Source organism: Streptosporangium sp. 'caverna', assembly GCF_003203775.1.
Classification (GTDB): domain Bacteria; phylum Actinomycetota; class Actinomycetes; order Streptosporangiales; family Streptosporangiaceae; genus Streptosporangium; species Streptosporangium subroseum.
Genome location: NZ_CP029711.1, coordinates 2,574,115 through 2,588,014 on the forward strand (window position 1 = coordinate 2,574,115; position 13,900 = coordinate 2,588,014).

A 13,900-nucleotide genomic window follows, 5' to 3' on the forward strand; every position below is an offset into this window, starting at 1 on the left:
GGCGTCATGTGCCGGTGGAGAAGGGGCTCATGCCCTCATGATTTCCGCTCTTGTCACTGAAGAGCAAATAAAGTTTCCTTAATACCCACGTAAGCTGAGCTGTATGGACATCGATCCTCGACGGCTGCGGGTGCTCCACGAGGTCGCTCGCCGCGGTGGCGTCATGCGGGCGGCCGAGGCACTCCATCTGACGGCCTCGGCGGTCTCCCAGCAGCTCATGATGCTGGAGCGGGAGGTCGGGCTCGCGCTCATCGACCGGTCGCAGCGCAGGGTCTCCCTCACCCCCGCGGGCAGGGTCCTCGCCGGATACGCCGAGCGGATCGAGGAGGAGCTGGCCGAGGCTCGACGGGAGCTGATCCGCTTCACCGAACGGCTGGCCGGTCCGGTGGCGATCGCGGCGTTCCCCACGGTCATCCGGCACCTGCTGGTGCCCGCGCTGGGCATCCTGGCCGACCGCCATCCCCAGATCGAACCGCGCATCCACGAGCTGTACGGACCGTCCGCACTCCAGGAGCTCCGGCTCGGCGGGATCGATCTCGCGGTCACCGAGCAGGACGCCGACAAGATCGTCGCGGTTCAGCCGTCGATCGTCTCCCACCCCCTCCACGTGGACGAATACCGCATCGTGGCGCCGCCGGGCTGGGCGGAGATCCCCCGCGGGGTCGCGGACCTGGGCGGTGTGCCCTGGGTGGCCGGGCCGCCCGACCAGGCCTGCGGGCACGCCCTGGAGCGGCTCGCCGCCCTGCACGGTTTCATCCCGCGACGGGTCCACGTGATCGAGGAGTTTCCGCCCACGCTCGCCCTGGTCGCGGCGGGGCACGGCGTGGCGATCGTGCCGTCGATGGCCCTGCTCGAGGTCCCGGCGGGGGAGGTCGTGGTCACCGACATCCCCAATGTGGGCGCCCGCCGGCTGGACGCCGTGACCCGCCTCAGCCGCACTCGCTCGGGGGAGCCCGACCCGGTGCAGGCCGTGGTCGTCGCGGCGCTCAGGGAGGCGGCGGACGGCCTGGTGACCCGGCTCGGCGAGCGCCGCGAGACGCGCCGGCCCTAGTCGCCGATCTGCGGGCCGTTGACCCGGTCCAGCAGCCTCGCCAGCCGGTCGCGCAGGCCGGAACGCCGGTGGGTTCCCTCGCCCGCCGCGGCGCTCACCAGATGCTGGGCCCCGTCGAAGGAGAACGGCGCGTGGTCGGGGATCGTCAGCGCGTCGTGGGCCAGCCCCTCCAGCCTCCGGTCGCCGCCGTCCAGGGCCAGGATCGTCGCTCCGGTGCGCCGGGCGTCACTCACCCTTTCGAGCAGCGCCTCCGGGGCCTGCTCCTCGGTCACCACGAACAGGGTCTCGCCCCGCCTGGCGTGCTCGATCCGCTCCATCCCCACCCGCAGGTGCGCGGGCGCGCCGGGGGCGGGCGCCCAGCGCACCAGCGTCGGGGCGAGCTGCGGCAGGCCGGAGAGCCGGGCCTCGTCGCTGAGATGCGCGGTCAGGTGCCAGGGCTCCTCTTCGGGGGTGCCGACCACCAGCAGGCCTCCGGGGGAGCGCGTCGAACGGAGGGCGAGACCGAACTCGCGGGTGCGCTCGACCCAGTCGGTCGAGGAGAGGATCTCACGCAGAAGTGCCACAGCCCCAGCGTCCATGCTTTCCATCGTGCACCAGTCACCCCCGGATGGTCCCGATAATGCGTTCCTGGGATGATCTGGACAGGCGATATCTTCAATGAAGATCCCTAGAACAGCCGAGGAGCGACAAGTGAGCACTGATATTCCGGACGTGAGCGGAATCTCGATCGGGATCCTGGGCGGTACCGGCGATCAGGGCAAGGGTCTGGCCCGGCGGTTCGCCCTCGCGGGACACACCGTGCTGATCGGCTCGCGGAGTGCGGAGCGGGCGCAGGAGGCGGCGGCGAGCATCGGCGGGCCGGTGCGCGGCGCGGACAACTCGACCGTGGCCGCGGAGGCCGATGTGGTGATCGTGGCGATCCCGTGGGAGGGACACAGATCCACCCTGGAGTCCCTGCGGACCGAGCTGACCGGAAAGATCGTCGTCGACTGCGTCAACCCGCTCGGCTTCGACAAGCAGGGCGCCTTCGCGCTCCAGGTCGAGGAGGGCAGCGCCGCCCAGCAGGCCGCCGAGGTCCTGCCCGGCAGCCGCGTGGTCGCCGCCTTCCACCATGTCTCGGCCGTCCTGCTGCTGGACCCGGAGGTCGCCGAGATCGATCTGGACGTGCTCGTCCTGGGCGACGACCGCGAGGCCACCGACACGGTTCAGGCGCTGGCCGGCCGGATCCCGGGCGTGCGCGGCGTGTACGGCGGGCGCCTTCGCAACGCCCACCAGATCGAGGGGCTGACCGCCAACCTCATCTCCATCAACCGCCGCTACAAGGCCCACGCCGGGCTGCGCGTCACCGACGTGTGACGGCTCCGGGCGGATGAGTCCGGGGGCGACTCCGGACTTGGGCCCGGTTGTCTCGGACAGGTGCTGTTCCCGGTGGCGGGGAGGTCCGGCCGCCGTCACGCGAGACCACGGGGCGGCGCCTCCGAGCGCCGACCGGGTTGTCTCGGGAACGGGAGCCGAACCCGGTCGGCGGTGCGCGCGGGGCGACTAGATCCAGCCGGCGTCCTGGGCGATCCGGATGGCGTCGATCGTGTTGCGGGCACCCGTCCTGGTGATGGCGCCGGTCAGGTAGTTGCGCACGGTTCCGGGGGAGAGGTGCAGCCGTCTGGCGATCTCCTCCGCAGGGGCGCCGCGTGCGGCCTCCCTGAGCACGGTGGCCTCGCGGAGCGTCAGCGGGCTCGCGCCGTACTCGACGGCCGCGGCGACCAGTTCGGGATCCAGCACCCGCAGGCCCTGGGCGGTGCGCCGGATCGCGTCGGCGAGGCGGTCGCCAGGGGCGTCTTTGACCAGGAACGCCTCGATGCCGGAGTTCAGGGCGCGGCGCACCTGGCCGGGCTGACCCATCGCGGTGAGCACCAGCACCCGGCAGCCGGGCAGTTTCTCGCGCAGCTCCACCGAGGCGGTGATGCCGTCGACTCCGGGCAGGTCGATGTCCAGCACCGCCACGTCCGGACGGCTGCGCAGGGCGGCGGGGACGATCTCGTCGCCGCGGGTGACCTCGGCGACCACGTCGATGTCGGGCTCCAGCCTCAGCAGCGCGCTGAGCGCCGCCCTGATCATGTGCATGTCCTCGGCGAGCAGCACGCTGATCATGCGGGCACCTCCATCGTGAACCGGAACCCGTCGTCCTCGATCCGCTCCGCGCTCACCGAGCCGCCCAGCCCGGCGGCTCGCTCCTTCAGACCGGTCAGCCCGCCGCCGTCCGCGCGACGTTCCAGGGCGCCGTCGTTGACCAGCTCCAGCCGTACGGCGCCGGCCTGTACGGAGGTGCTGATCGAGCAGTTCGTCGCGCGGCTGTGCCGTACGACGTTGGTGGTCCCCTCGCGCACCGCCCAGGCCAGCGCCTCGTCGACCTGCCGGGGCACCTCCAGCGGGGCGAGGCTGGTCCTGCAGCTCACCCCGGAGGACTCCAGCAGGGCCATCGCCCGGTGCACCTCCTCGGTCAGCGACATCTCCCGGTAGCCCCGCGCCACCTGCCGCACGTCCTGGGCGGCGTCCCTGGCCACGTGGATCAGCTCGGTGAGCTCTCCTTCCGCCGCCACGGGGTCGCGCCCGATCAGTTTGCGCGCGAGGTCGCCCTTGAGGGCGATGGCGGCCAGGCTGCTGCCCAGCCCGTCGTGCAGGTCCCGGGAGATCCGCAGCCGCTCCCGCAGCACCGCGGCCTCCGCCAGCTCCGTCCTGGCCTGCTCCAGCTCATCGGCGACGGCCACCAGCCGCACCAACCCGTAGATCGTGAATCCGGTGACGAAAAGGGTGATGTCTGCATACAAGCCGTTCACCGGTGCGAAATCCGGCGCCGAGGCGTTCCACATGGCAACGAAATGGACCACCGTCATCGAGACCAGGGCTCCGAAGGCGAGCGGCAGGCGCAGGCGCAGGAGCGCGGGGCCGAGAAGGATGCATGGCGCGCCCCACCAGAGGGATCCGAGAAAGGGCGGAAGAATCATGATCGGGGCGTAGGCGGCGACCGCCTGGACCAGCAGGCCGACGGTCAGACCACCCGGCTCGGCGCCACGCAGGGCGGCGCGGATGTGCAGGAAGTGGGGGACGAAAAAGCCGGGGAGCGCGACCGAGAGCACGGCGATCCCGGTGAGCCCGCCGTCCTGGACGATCAGGATGACCGCGGAGATCATGAAGCCTACGGACATCAACACGATCACGCCGATGGCCAGGCGCCGGGGGGTTAACCGCATATGTGTGAACCTACGACTTCCTCGTCTTCCCGGGGAGCCGGCGCGAGGGGGCGAGGCCACGAGCGTTCCGTCTTCCAGGGGCCTGCGCGATGTGGGTGAGCCCACGACCTTCTTGCCTTCCAGGGGATCTGTGGGGTGGACCTATGACCTTCTCGTCTCCCAGCGGAACCAGCGCCTGATCGCGAAAAGCCCGATGGCCGCCCAGACCACCAGCTTCAGCGCCGGTACGGCCGCCGCCCCCAGGTCGCCGAGGAACGTGCCGTCCGCCGCGTAGGCGACCTGGGCCGCCTCCACGACCGCGGCGGTCGGCAGCAGATCGAGCACCGTGCCGGCCCAGCCGGGAAGCATCTCCAGCACCGGGCCGAAGCCACCCGCGCCGATACCGGCCAGGAAGAAGAACGGCATGGTCATGACGGTGGATACCTCGGTGCGGGGGATGACCGCGGTGAACGCCGCTCCCAGGAGGCACAGGACGGCGGCGCCCGCGACCACGAACACCAGGTACAGCAGGGGGTTGCGCGGCACCGTCAGGCCGGTCAGCGCGTACAGGGACACCGACACGACGCCGGTCAGCAGCGTCGCCTGAACGACCAGGTTGCCCACCTCGCCGCCGAGGATGTCGCGGTCGCTCAGCCCGGTGGTCCGCATCCGCTTGAGGAGGAGCTGGTCGCGGCGGGCGGTGAGCGTCGTCGCGATCTGGCTGAACGTCGCGATGGTGAGGAACGTCACGAGCACCCCCAGATGAATGTCCAGCAGGAACCTCGGGCCCTCCGGGCCGACCCTGTCCATCATGAGCGGGAGCCCGATGCCGAGAAGGACGAAGAGCCCCACGGACGTGGTCAGAGCCGCCTTGTCGCGCCAGAAGAGACGGCTGTCGAAGCGGGCCACCACCGCCAGATCGTGTGCGGACATGATCACACCGTCGCTTTCTTCTCGGACTTCTCGCCGGAGGCGAGGTCGAGGAACAGGTCTTCGAGCGTCGCCGTACGGACCTCGAGGCCGCGCAGGCGCAGGCCACGTTCGCTCGCCCAGCTCAGCAGGGTCTGCGCGGCGAGGTCGGGATCGGCGAGGCGATACACCGCGATGCGGCCCTCCATCGTGGTGACGGGCACGGGCAGCTCCTCGGGAGCGACCGAGGAGGGCAGTTCGAAGGCGACCCTGCCGGTCTCGGCTGCCAGGGTCTCGGCCATGCCGCCGCCGGCGACGATCAGCCCCTGATCCATGATCGCCATGGAGGAGGCCAGGCGCTGGGCCTCCTCCAGGTAGTGCGTGGTGAGCAGGATCGTGGTGCCCTGGCCTGCCAGTCTCTGGATGACCTCCCAGGTGTTCCTGCGCGCCTCGGGGTCCATTCCCGCCGTGGGCTCGTCGAGGAACAGCGCGTCGGGGCGGCTCAGGACGGCCAGGGCCAGATCCAGGCGGCGCTTCTCCCCTCCGGAGAGCTGGCGCACCCTCGTCGTCGCCTTGGCGGCCAGCCCGGTGAGTTCCAGGGTCTCGTCGCGCGGCCGGGGGGCGGCGACGAAGTCGCGCCAGGCGTCCACGGTCTGCGCCACCGTCAGGTCGGGGAAGAACCCCGCCTCCTGGAGCATGATCCCGATGCGGGCGCGGACCTTGCTCCGATCCCTGGCCGGATCGAGCCCGAGCACTCGGACGGTGCCCTCATCCGGCGCCTGGAAGCCCGCCAGCACCTCCATCGTCGTGGTCTTCCCGGCCCCGTTGCGCCCGAGGAGGGCGAAGATCTCGCCCGGGGCGACGTCGAAGGAGATGCCCCTGACGGCCGCGAAGTCTCCGTAGCTCTTCGTGAGCCCGTCCACCTGAATCGCTGTCATATCTCAGATCCTGGAGGCCTGGCCTGGCGGGCAGTAGTGAAAAATTCATGACTTCGCCCGAGCGGTGTCGCGATCCGGTGGAGGGCTGCCGGGGGCGTCGCCGAGATGCGGTGACCGTACCCGGATCGTCCGTGGGCCGCTCGTCCCGTCGGCGATGTGCGGACGGCGGACCGCCCGGTGTCGCCGGGGCACGGCGGCCGTACCCGGGTCTCCCGCCCCGGACGGCGGACCGCCCGGGGCGCGGATCCGGTGTCGCCGTCCTGCGGGGGATTTTGCCCCCGTAGGAAAGGGTCGTACGTCACTCTCGACCGTTTGGATCTGACAAACACCTGGTTAACCGGACATTCTTGACGCATGACTGAACTTCGCCCTGAGACGCGCACCGTCCATCTTCCTCACCCGCAGCTGAACGGCAGTCGTCCCATCTCGGTGCCGATCTACCAGACCTCCGGTTTCGTCTTCGACGACCCGGCCGTCTTCGCCGATGGGATGGGGCGTCCCGACGGCGCCTTCGTGTACGGGCGGATGTCGAATCCGACCGTCAGGTCACTTGAGGAGGCCGTCGCCGGGCTGGAGGGCGGCGTCGGCGCCATTGCCACCGGCTCGGGCATGGGGGCCATCAACTCCGTACTGCTCGGCCTGCTCAAGCCCGGTGACCACCTGATCGCGCAGAAGCCCCTCTACGGCGGCACCGCCGGGATGATCAACGATCTGATCGAGCGCTTCCAGATCGCCGTCTCCTACGTTTCCGAGGCCGACCCGGAGGCTCTGCGCGCGGCCGTGCGGCCCGAGACCAAGCTGGTCTACCTGGAGACCATCGCCAACCCGGTGACCCAGGTCGCCGATCTTCCCGGTATGTGCGCGGTGGCTCGCGAGGCCGGTCTGATCTCGGTGGTGGACAACACCTTCGCCTCGCCGATCCTGTGCAGGCCGCTGGAGCACGGGGCCGACATCGTGGTCCACTCCACGACCAAATATCTGAGCGGGCACACCGACGTGCTCGGCGGGATCGCGGTCTTCGCCTCGGACGAGCTCTACCGCAAGGTGTGGTCCTTCGCGATAGAGCTGGGCGCCACCGCCGACCCGTTCGCCGCGTGGCTCACCCTGAGAGGCATCCAGACCCTGCCGCTGCGGATGGAGCGCCACTGCTTCAACACCCGCGAGCTGGCCACCCGCCTCAACGACCATCCCGCGGTCTCCGCCGTGCACTGGCCCGGCCTGCCCTCGCACCCCTCCTACGAGCTGGCGGCGAAGCTGCTGCCGGACTTCGGCGGGGTCTTCTCCTTCGACCTGGCGGGCGGGCGCGCGGCGGGGGAGAGGTTCATGGGTGCGGTACGGCTGGCGCTGCTGGCCCCGTCCCTCGGGGGAGTCGAGACGCTCATCCTTCACCCGGCCAGCACCTCCCATCGCATGCTGACGGCCGAGGAGCTCGTCAGGAACGGGATCGGGGAGGGCACGATCCGGGTGGCGGTGGGCATCGAGCACGTCGAGGACCTGTGGGCGGACTTCGAGCAGGCGCTCTCCTGACCCTCCGGGCTCCCCGGCGGGACACCCTTAGGGGCCCCGACCCGGTTGCCGCTGTTGCCTCCGGTGGCTCCCGGCCCTGGCCGCCTCCACTCGCGGGGCCCAACCCGGTGACCGCCGTCGCCTCCGGCGGCTCCAGGCCTTGACCACTCCCGTTTGCGGCCTCTGATCGGTGATCGCCGGTGCCTCCGGCGACCGCCGGTTCATGATTTCGACAGCCGTTGCCGCCGGTGATTCCCTGCCCGGGCGAAAGAGCGTAGACATAGTCCGCAGGGTTTGCTTTCCGGAGGGTGGAGCCAGTGCCGCTGAAGAGCTACGGGGTCCTTGCGGGCCGCGCCGTCGCCAGTCGTCGCGAGGGGTCCACGGACTCCCCGCACTACCAGATCCACCTCGTCGACCAGGCCGGGACCTCATATCGGGTCGCGGTCAACGTCGAGTCCCAGCAGGCTCCTTCCGAGCTGCTCTATCTCGCCGACGAGGACTTCCGGCACCCGGTGGTGCAGGCACTTCCCCAGGCCGCCGGAGGCTGGACGGCCCTGCCGTCCCGTCCCGGTGGCGCCGCCCTCGACTACATCCGGGGCAACCTGTTCGACCCCGCGGGGATGCGCGTCATCCCGCCGGACCTTCCCGGCGTGGACAACGACCTGGCCGACAAGCTCGACCACTACATCCAGCGGGCGATCGCCGACCCCGCCGCGATCGTCTACGCCTTCGGTGAGCGCTGGGGCCCCGAGTCCGGCACCCCCGACAAGGTCTTCGGATTCCGGCCGGGCAACGGCGTGCACGACATCCATATGAACCAGGGCAACTCCCGGCAGTTCCGCGGTGACGACGGTGTGTGGCAGGACGGCGGGGTGATCCTGCACTTCCCCGCGGAGTCGCGCTGGGTCGCGATCTTCCTGGCCTTCCAGTCCCAGTCGTGGCACACCGATGACATCACCGGGCACACCCTGCCGGAGACTCCCGTACGGCCGGGCAAGGGCGAGGAGCCCGTCCGGATCCTCGCCGCCCTCGTCAACCCCGCCGGGCCCGGGCCCGAGAAGGTCACCCTGCTGAACGCCTCTCCCGGCCCGGTCGACCTCGCGGGCTGGTCTCTGGTAGACAGACAGAAGAACCCTTTTCCCCTGCCGGCAGGCCCGCTGGCTTCCGGCGACACCCTCGCGCTCGCCATCGGTTCCCCGTTCGAGCTGGGTGACGGAGGAGGCGCGATCACGCTGCTGGACGCCGCCGGGCTCAAGGTCCACGGAGTCTCCTACACCGCGGCCCAGGCCAGGCGGGAGGGCTGGACGATCACCTTCTGAGAAGGATGTTGCGAGTGAGCGTGTCAATCGGGGATGTCGAGCGAGCCGCCGAGCGGATTGCCGCGTATGTCCGCCGTACGCCCGTGCTGGAGGTGGCACCGGGGCTGTTCCTGAAGTTGGAGGGGACGCAGCACTCGGGGTCGTTCAAGGCCAGGGGCGGTTTCAACCGGGCACTGATGGCGGGGGAGCTGCCCGAGGCCGGGTTGATCGCGGCGAGCGGCGGCAACCACGGTCTGGCGGTGGCGCACGTGGCACGGACCCTGGGCGTCAGGGCGGAGATCTTCGTGCCGACGGTGTCCAGCCCGGTGAAGGTCGCGGGGCTGCGTGCGCTGGGTGCGGAGGTGACCCAGATCGGGGCCGTCTACGCCGAGGCGTACGAGGCGTCGGCCAAGCGGGCGGGCGAGACCGGCGCCCTGGACATTCACGCCTACGACCAGGCCGAGGTGGTCGCCGGGCAGGGCACGGTCGGGCTGGAGACGCTGGAGCAGACCGGAGGGGTGGACACGGTCCTCGTCGCGGTCGGCGGCGGCGGGCTGATCGCCGGGATCGTCGCCGCCCTTGACGGCCGGGCCCGCGTGGTCGCCGTCGAGCCCGAGCTCATTCCGACCCTGAACCGGGCGCTTGAGGCCGGAAGGCCGGTCAAGGTCGGGGTCAGCGGGGTCGGAGCCGACGCCCTGGGCGCCAGCCAGATCGGTGCGATCTCCTACGACCTCACCAGCGCCGCGGGAGTGCGGAGCGTCCTGGTCTCCGACGAGGCCATCGTCGACGCGCGACTGGACCTGTGGCGGTCCTACCGCGTCGTCGCCGAGCACGCGGGTGCGGCGGCCCTCGCCGCCCTTCGCTCCGGCGCCTACGTCCCGGCCCCCGGAGAGCGGGTGGCCGTGATCGTGTGCGGCGCCAACACCGACCCGGCGGACCTGGTCTGACTCCACGCCGGAGCCGCTCGCCCCGTACCGGGCGAGGACCGGCCGCCCGGGTGCCGTCAGGATGTCTTCCTGGGGCGCCGGGGCGGCCGGACGCGCGTATATCAGCGGTAGCCGCGCTCGGCGGCTGTCAGTGGTAGCTGTGCTCGGCGGTGGGGAAGGCGCCGGTGGCCACCTCGTCGGCGAAACTCCGGACGGCCTTGTCCATCTCCTGAGCCAGGTCGAAGTACTTCTTGACGAACTTGGCGGGGCGGGCGGTCAGGCCCATGAGGTCCTGCCACACGAGAACCTGGGCGTCGGTGGCGGGACCGGCGCCGATGCCGATCGTGGGGATCGACAGTGACGCGGTGACCCGTTCTGCGAGCTCGCTGGGGACACACTCCAGGACCACGGAGAAGGCTCCGGCGTACTCGAGGTCCTTGGCGTCGGACATCAGCTCGTCGCCTGACTGGCCGCGGCCCTGGACCCGGTAGCCGCCGAGGGTGTTGACCGACTGGGGGGTCAGGCCGAGGTGGGCCATCACCGGAATGCCGGCCGAGACCAGGGCCTCTACCTGGGGGAGCACCCTGCGTCCGCCTTCGAGTTTGACCGCGTGGGCGCCGGCCTCCTTCATGAAGCGGGCGGCCGTCTCCAGTGCCTGCTGGGGCGAGGACTGGTAGGAGCCGAACGGCAGGTCGGCGACGACCATCGCGCGGGACGAGCCCCGCACCACGGCCGCCGTCAGCGGCATGAGGTCGTTGACCGACACGGGCAGCGTCGAGTCGTACCCGTACACGACCATGGCGGCCGAGTCGCCGACGAGGAGCACCGGAATGCCCGCCTCGTCGAAGACCTTGGCGGTCATCGCGTCATAGGCGGTGACCATCGGCCACCTCTCGCCCCGCTCCTTCGCCGCGGCGATGTCTCGTACGGTGATCCTTCGTCCAGCCTGGCCGCCATAGAGAGAGGTCGGACGGCTGGTGACGGAAGAGGACATGGGAACCCTCCAGAGAGTCTCGAGGCGCCCCAGTGGCGTCCCCGGACATTTCCGATGATTGCATGCGTTCGGTTGGTTCAACAGCCCCGGCCTGCCCGGTAATCCAGTGGCGGCGCTGTCGGGGGTATGCGGCACAATGCATGCGGAGGTAAGCAATCAAATGGCTATAGAACCTTACCGTCGGCTGCTGGCCATCCCTGGCGTGCGGTCGTTGCTGCTGGTGGGCCTTGTCGCCCGGATCCCCTCGACCGCCGTCGGCATCACGCTGACGCTGCACGTCGTCACCGGGCTCAAGCTCGGTTACGGCGCGGCCGGCCTGGTGACCCTGACCAGCACGGTGGGGATGGCCATCGGCTCGCCTCTGTCCGGACGGTTCGTCGACAGGCTCGGCCTGCGCCCGGTGCTGGCGGTGACCACCCTCGCGCAGCTCGTCTTCTGGAGCACCGCGTGGGCGATGTCGTTCCCCGTGCTGCTCGCCTCCTCCGTGCTGGCGGGCCTGCTGAGCCTCCCGGTGTTCAGTGTGATCAGGCAGTGCCTCGCGGCCCTGGTCCCGGTCGACCAGCGCAGGATGGGCTTCTCCCTCGACTCGATGATCGTTGAGCTCTCCTACATGGCCGGACCCGCCCTGGCGGTCGCCGGGGTGACCATGCTCGGCAGCATCTGGACCATGTGCGTCCTCGCGGCCGGTCTGGTCTTCTCCGGGACGGCGCTGATCGTGCTGAACCCGCCCACCCGTTCGGCGGAGGAGCTCCAGGCGCCTGGCGCGAAGGTCTCGCGGCGCCAGTGGCTCACCCCCGGCCTCCTCACGCTGCTCGGGGCCGTGTCCGCGGCGACCTTCGTGCTGGCCGCCACCGAGCTGTCGCTGGTGGCGACGATGACGGCGTCGGGCGACACCGCGTGGGTCGGGCTGGCGATCGGTCTGTGGTGCGTATACTCGCTGGTCGGCGGCTTCGTGTACGGCATGCTGCCCCGGGGGCTGTCGCCGCTGGTCCTGGTCGGCGCCATGGGCGCGCTCACGATCCCCGTGGGGCTGGTGAGCGGTGACTGGCACTGGCTGCTCCTGGCCCTTCTTCCGGCCGGTGTGCTGTGCGCCCCGGCGCTGTCCGCCACAGTCGACACCGTGAGCCGCTGGGTTCCCGCCGCTGCCCGGGGCGAGGCGATGGGCCTGCACGGCACGGCGCTCCTGATCGGCGGGGCCTCCTCTGCGCCGATCGCGGGGGCGATCATCGACGGTGCCGGTCCCAACTGGGCCTTCACCGTCGCGGGGGCGTTCGGCGTGGTGATGGTGCTGATCGCCCTGCCGTTCTGGCGGCGGAGCGGATCGCCGGTCGAGGCGCCCGTCCCGGTCACCGCCTGACCTCTCGGCCGCCCGGGTGGGTCACTCGCGTTAACATGACGTAAATACGAAACGATACGGTTGCGTATCGAATAGATCATCGCTACGCTTGTGTTTCGAAACGCATTCGTATCGAAAAACGGGGCTCGCATGGAACAGCAGCTTGGTCACCCCAAGCGTTGGAAGATCTTGGGAGTGCTGGTATTCAGCCTCCTGGCGGTCGTGCTCGACAACACGATCCTGAACGTCGCCTTGAAGACCATCGCCGACCCTAAAGTCGGCCTGGGTGCCACCCAGAGCCAGCTGGAATGGGCGATCAACTCATACACGCTCGTGTTCGCGGGGCTGCTGTTCACCTTCGGGGTGATCGGTGACCGGACCGGGCGCAAGCGCATGCTCCTGGTGGGCATGGTTCTTTTCGGCCTGGCCTCGCTGGGCAGCGCCTACGCGCAGGATCCCGGACAACTGATCATCGCACGCGCGTTCATGGGAATCGGCGGCGCCGCGATCATGCCGGCCACGCTGGCGATCATCTCCAACGTCTTTCCCCCGGAGGAGCGCGGCAAGGCGATCGGCTTCTGGGCCGGTGGCGTGGGCCTGGCCGTGGCGATCGGACCGATCACCGGTGGTCTGCTCATCGAGCACTTCTGGTGGGGCTCGGTCTTCCTGATCAACCTGCCGATCGTGGTGATCAGCATGGTGCTCATCTCGCTGATCGTGCCCGATTCGCGTGACCCCAGGCCCTCCAAGCTCGACCCCGTCGGCGTGGTCATGTCCATCATCGGTCTCGTCGCCATCACCTACGGCATCATCCGGGGCGGAGAGCTGGCCACGATCGCCAGTGCCCAGGTGCTCGTCCCGACGATCCTGGGTGTGGCCGTGCTGGCCGCCTTCGTCTGGTACGAGCGCCGGATCGACCACCCGGCCTTCGACGTCACCTACTTCCGTGACCCCCGCTTCGCCACCGCGATCGGCATGGTCGGCATCATGTTCTTCGCGATGATGGGCGCGATGTTCTTCCTGGTCTTCTACCTGCAGATCGTGCTGGGCTTCAGCCCGCTGCAGGCGGGCGCCCTGCTGATCCCCTTCGCCGCCGCACAGCTCATCTTCGCCCCGCTCAGCCAGCAGGTGGCCAGGCGCTTCGGCGGCAAGCTGTCCGGCACCGTCAGCATGGTCGTCGTGGCCGGCGTGCTGGCCTCCTACGCGCTGATGGACGCGAACACCCCCATTTTCCTGATCGAGATCGTGTTCTTCATCCAGGGCGCGGCGATGGCCAACATCATGCCGCCCGCGACCACCGCGATCATGGAGGCGCTCCCCAGGGAGAAGGCCGGCGTCGGCTCGGCCATGAGCAACACCGTCCGCCAGGTGGCGGGGGCCCTCGGCGTGGCGCTGCTGGGTTCGGTGCTCTCGGCCACCTACCGCGACGAGATCGCCCCCGCGCTGACCGGCCTGCCCGAGGGGATCAGGCACGTCGCCGGCGAGTCCATCACCGGCACGCTCACCGCGGCCCAGGGCCTCGGCGCGCGTGGCGCCGCGCTGATCGAGCCCGCGAAGCTGGCGTTCGTCGACGGCATGCACGTCACGGCTCTGATCGCGGCCGCGATCGCCCTCGTCGGAGCCCTGGTGGTGGTCAGGTGGCTACCGGGTAAAAATGCTCCGGTATTCGTTCCGGCGAGCCGGGATCGCGACGAGGAACCGGCAGTAGTGTAGGC

General features: G+C 70.1%; 13 protein-coding genes. 7 read left to right on the forward strand and 6 right to left on the reverse strand.

Annotated elements, in window-relative coordinates; all coding sequences use genetic code 11:
• Positions 1–103: 103 nt before the first annotated feature.
• Positions 104–1,051, forward strand: a complete 948-nt coding sequence (locus DKM19_RS11330; protein WP_110695666.1) for a LysR family transcriptional regulator — start codon at positions 104–106, stop codon at positions 1,049–1,051.
• Here DKM19_RS11330 and DKM19_RS11335 read toward each other — a convergent pair.
• Complete coding sequence (locus DKM19_RS11335; RefSeq protein ID WP_204358755.1) at positions 1,048–1,629, reverse strand: hypothetical protein; 582 nt, start codon at positions 1,627–1,629, stop codon at positions 1,048–1,050. The two genes, DKM19_RS11330 and DKM19_RS11335, sit on opposite strands and share 4 nt — an antisense overlap.
• A 79-nt stretch (positions 1,630–1,708) precedes the next feature.
• Between DKM19_RS11335 and npdG the strand changes: the two genes are divergently transcribed.
• Entirely contained in the window at positions 1,709–2,407 is a 699-nt protein-coding gene (npdG, locus tag DKM19_RS11340; protein ID WP_089205136.1) for an NADPH-dependent F420 reductase, read from the forward strand.
• A gap of 186 nt (positions 2,408–2,593) precedes the next feature.
• Here the strand turns inward: npdG and DKM19_RS11345 are convergent, their stop codons facing one another.
• The 4 genes from DKM19_RS11345 to DKM19_RS11360 form a co-directional block, all read right to left on the reverse strand.
• Entirely contained in the window at positions 2,594–3,199 is a 606-nt protein-coding gene (locus DKM19_RS11345; protein ID WP_110695668.1) for a DNA-binding response regulator, read from the reverse strand.
• Positions 3,196–4,299: a sensor histidine kinase gene (locus DKM19_RS11350; RefSeq protein ID WP_110695669.1), complete on the reverse strand. Its 1,104-nt coding sequence runs from the start codon at positions 4,297–4,299 to the stop codon at positions 3,196–3,198. Before DKM19_RS11350 ends, DKM19_RS11345 begins: the two co-directional genes overlap by 4 nt.
• A 141-nt stretch (positions 4,300–4,440) precedes the next feature.
• The gene (locus DKM19_RS11355; RefSeq protein ID WP_162641430.1) at positions 4,441–5,211 is read right to left on the reverse strand and encodes an ABC transporter permease; all 771 of its coding nucleotides are present in this window, start codon (positions 5,209–5,211) and stop codon (positions 4,441–4,443) included.
• A 2-nt stretch (positions 5,212–5,213) separates the two neighbouring features.
• Positions 5,214–6,125: an ABC transporter ATP-binding protein gene (locus DKM19_RS11360; protein WP_110695671.1), complete on the reverse strand. Its 912-nt coding sequence runs from the start codon at positions 6,123–6,125 to the stop codon at positions 5,214–5,216.
• 354 nt (positions 6,126–6,479) lie between these two features.
• On the opposite strand from DKM19_RS11360, the gene DKM19_RS11365 reads away from it, so the two are divergent.
• From DKM19_RS11365 to DKM19_RS11375, 3 genes are all read left to right on the forward strand, one after another.
• Positions 6,480–7,652 carry a PLP-dependent aspartate aminotransferase family protein gene (locus tag DKM19_RS11365; protein WP_110695672.1) on the forward strand — a complete coding sequence of 391 codons (1,173 nt, stop codon included), beginning with the start codon at positions 6,480–6,482 and terminating at the stop codon, positions 7,650–7,652.
• Between the two features lie 296 nt (positions 7,653–7,948).
• Complete coding sequence (locus tag DKM19_RS11370) at positions 7,949–8,950, forward strand: DUF2278 family protein (protein WP_110695673.1); 1,002 nt, start codon at positions 7,949–7,951, stop codon at positions 8,948–8,950.
• Positions 8,951–8,955: 5 nt separating this feature from the next.
• Positions 8,956–9,876: a threonine/serine dehydratase gene (locus DKM19_RS11375; RefSeq protein ID WP_110695674.1), complete on the forward strand. Its 921-nt coding sequence runs from the start codon at positions 8,956–8,958 to the stop codon at positions 9,874–9,876.
• A gap of 127 nt (positions 9,877–10,003) precedes the next feature.
• Here DKM19_RS11375 and panB read toward each other — a convergent pair whose 3' ends face one another.
• Complete coding sequence (gene panB / locus DKM19_RS11380) at positions 10,004–10,849, reverse strand: 3-methyl-2-oxobutanoate hydroxymethyltransferase (RefSeq protein ID WP_110695675.1); 846 nt, start codon at positions 10,847–10,849, stop codon at positions 10,004–10,006.
• A gap of 160 nt (positions 10,850–11,009) precedes the next feature.
• Here panB and DKM19_RS11385 point away from each other — a divergent pair, with 160 nt between their 5' ends.
• Positions 11,010–12,206, forward strand: a complete 1,197-nt coding sequence (locus DKM19_RS11385) for an MFS transporter (protein WP_110695676.1) — start codon at positions 11,010–11,012, stop codon at positions 12,204–12,206.
• 129 nt (positions 12,207–12,335) lie between these two features.
• Positions 12,336–13,898: an MFS transporter gene (locus DKM19_RS11390; RefSeq protein ID WP_110695677.1), complete on the forward strand. Its 1,563-nt coding sequence runs from the start codon at positions 12,336–12,338 to the stop codon at positions 13,896–13,898.
• Positions 13,899–13,900 lie beyond the last annotated feature (2 nt).

Excerpts from the sequence above, each read along its gene's own strand:
- DKM19_RS11330 (WP_110695666.1), top strand. The coding sequence starts at position 104 with ATGGACATCGATCCTCGACGGCTGCGGGTGCTCCACGAGGTCGCTCGC.
- DKM19_RS11335 (WP_204358755.1), bottom strand. The coding sequence starts at position 1,629 with ATGGACGCTGGGGCTGTGGCACTTCTGCGTGAGATCCTCTCCTCGACC.
- npdG (WP_089205136.1), top strand. The coding sequence starts at position 1,709 with ATGAAGATCCCTAGAACAGCCGAGGAGCGACAAGTGAGCACTGATATT.
- DKM19_RS11345 (WP_110695668.1), bottom strand. The coding sequence starts at position 3,199 with ATGATCAGCGTGCTGCTCGCCGAGGACATGCACATGATCAGGGCGGCG.
- DKM19_RS11350 (WP_110695669.1), bottom strand. The coding sequence starts at position 4,299 with ATGCGGTTAACCCCCCGGCGCCTGGCCATCGGCGTGATCGTGTTGATG.
- DKM19_RS11355 (WP_162641430.1), bottom strand. The coding sequence starts at position 5,211 with ATGTCCGCACACGATCTGGCGGTGGTGGCCCGCTTCGACAGCCGTCTC.
- DKM19_RS11360 (WP_110695671.1), bottom strand. The coding sequence starts at position 6,125 with ATGACAGCGATTCAGGTGGACGGGCTCACGAAGAGCTACGGAGACTTC.
- DKM19_RS11365 (WP_110695672.1), top strand. The coding sequence starts at position 6,480 with ATGACTGAACTTCGCCCTGAGACGCGCACCGTCCATCTTCCTCACCCG.
- DKM19_RS11375 (WP_110695674.1), top strand. The coding sequence starts at position 8,956 with ATGTTGCGAGTGAGCGTGTCAATCGGGGATGTCGAGCGAGCCGCCGAG.
- panB (WP_110695675.1), bottom strand. The coding sequence starts at position 10,849 with ATGTCCTCTTCCGTCACCAGCCGTCCGACCTCTCTCTATGGCGGCCAG.
- DKM19_RS11385 (WP_110695676.1), top strand. The coding sequence starts at position 11,010 with ATGGCTATAGAACCTTACCGTCGGCTGCTGGCCATCCCTGGCGTGCGG.
- DKM19_RS11390 (WP_110695677.1), top strand. The coding sequence starts at position 12,336 with ATGGAACAGCAGCTTGGTCACCCCAAGCGTTGGAAGATCTTGGGAGTG.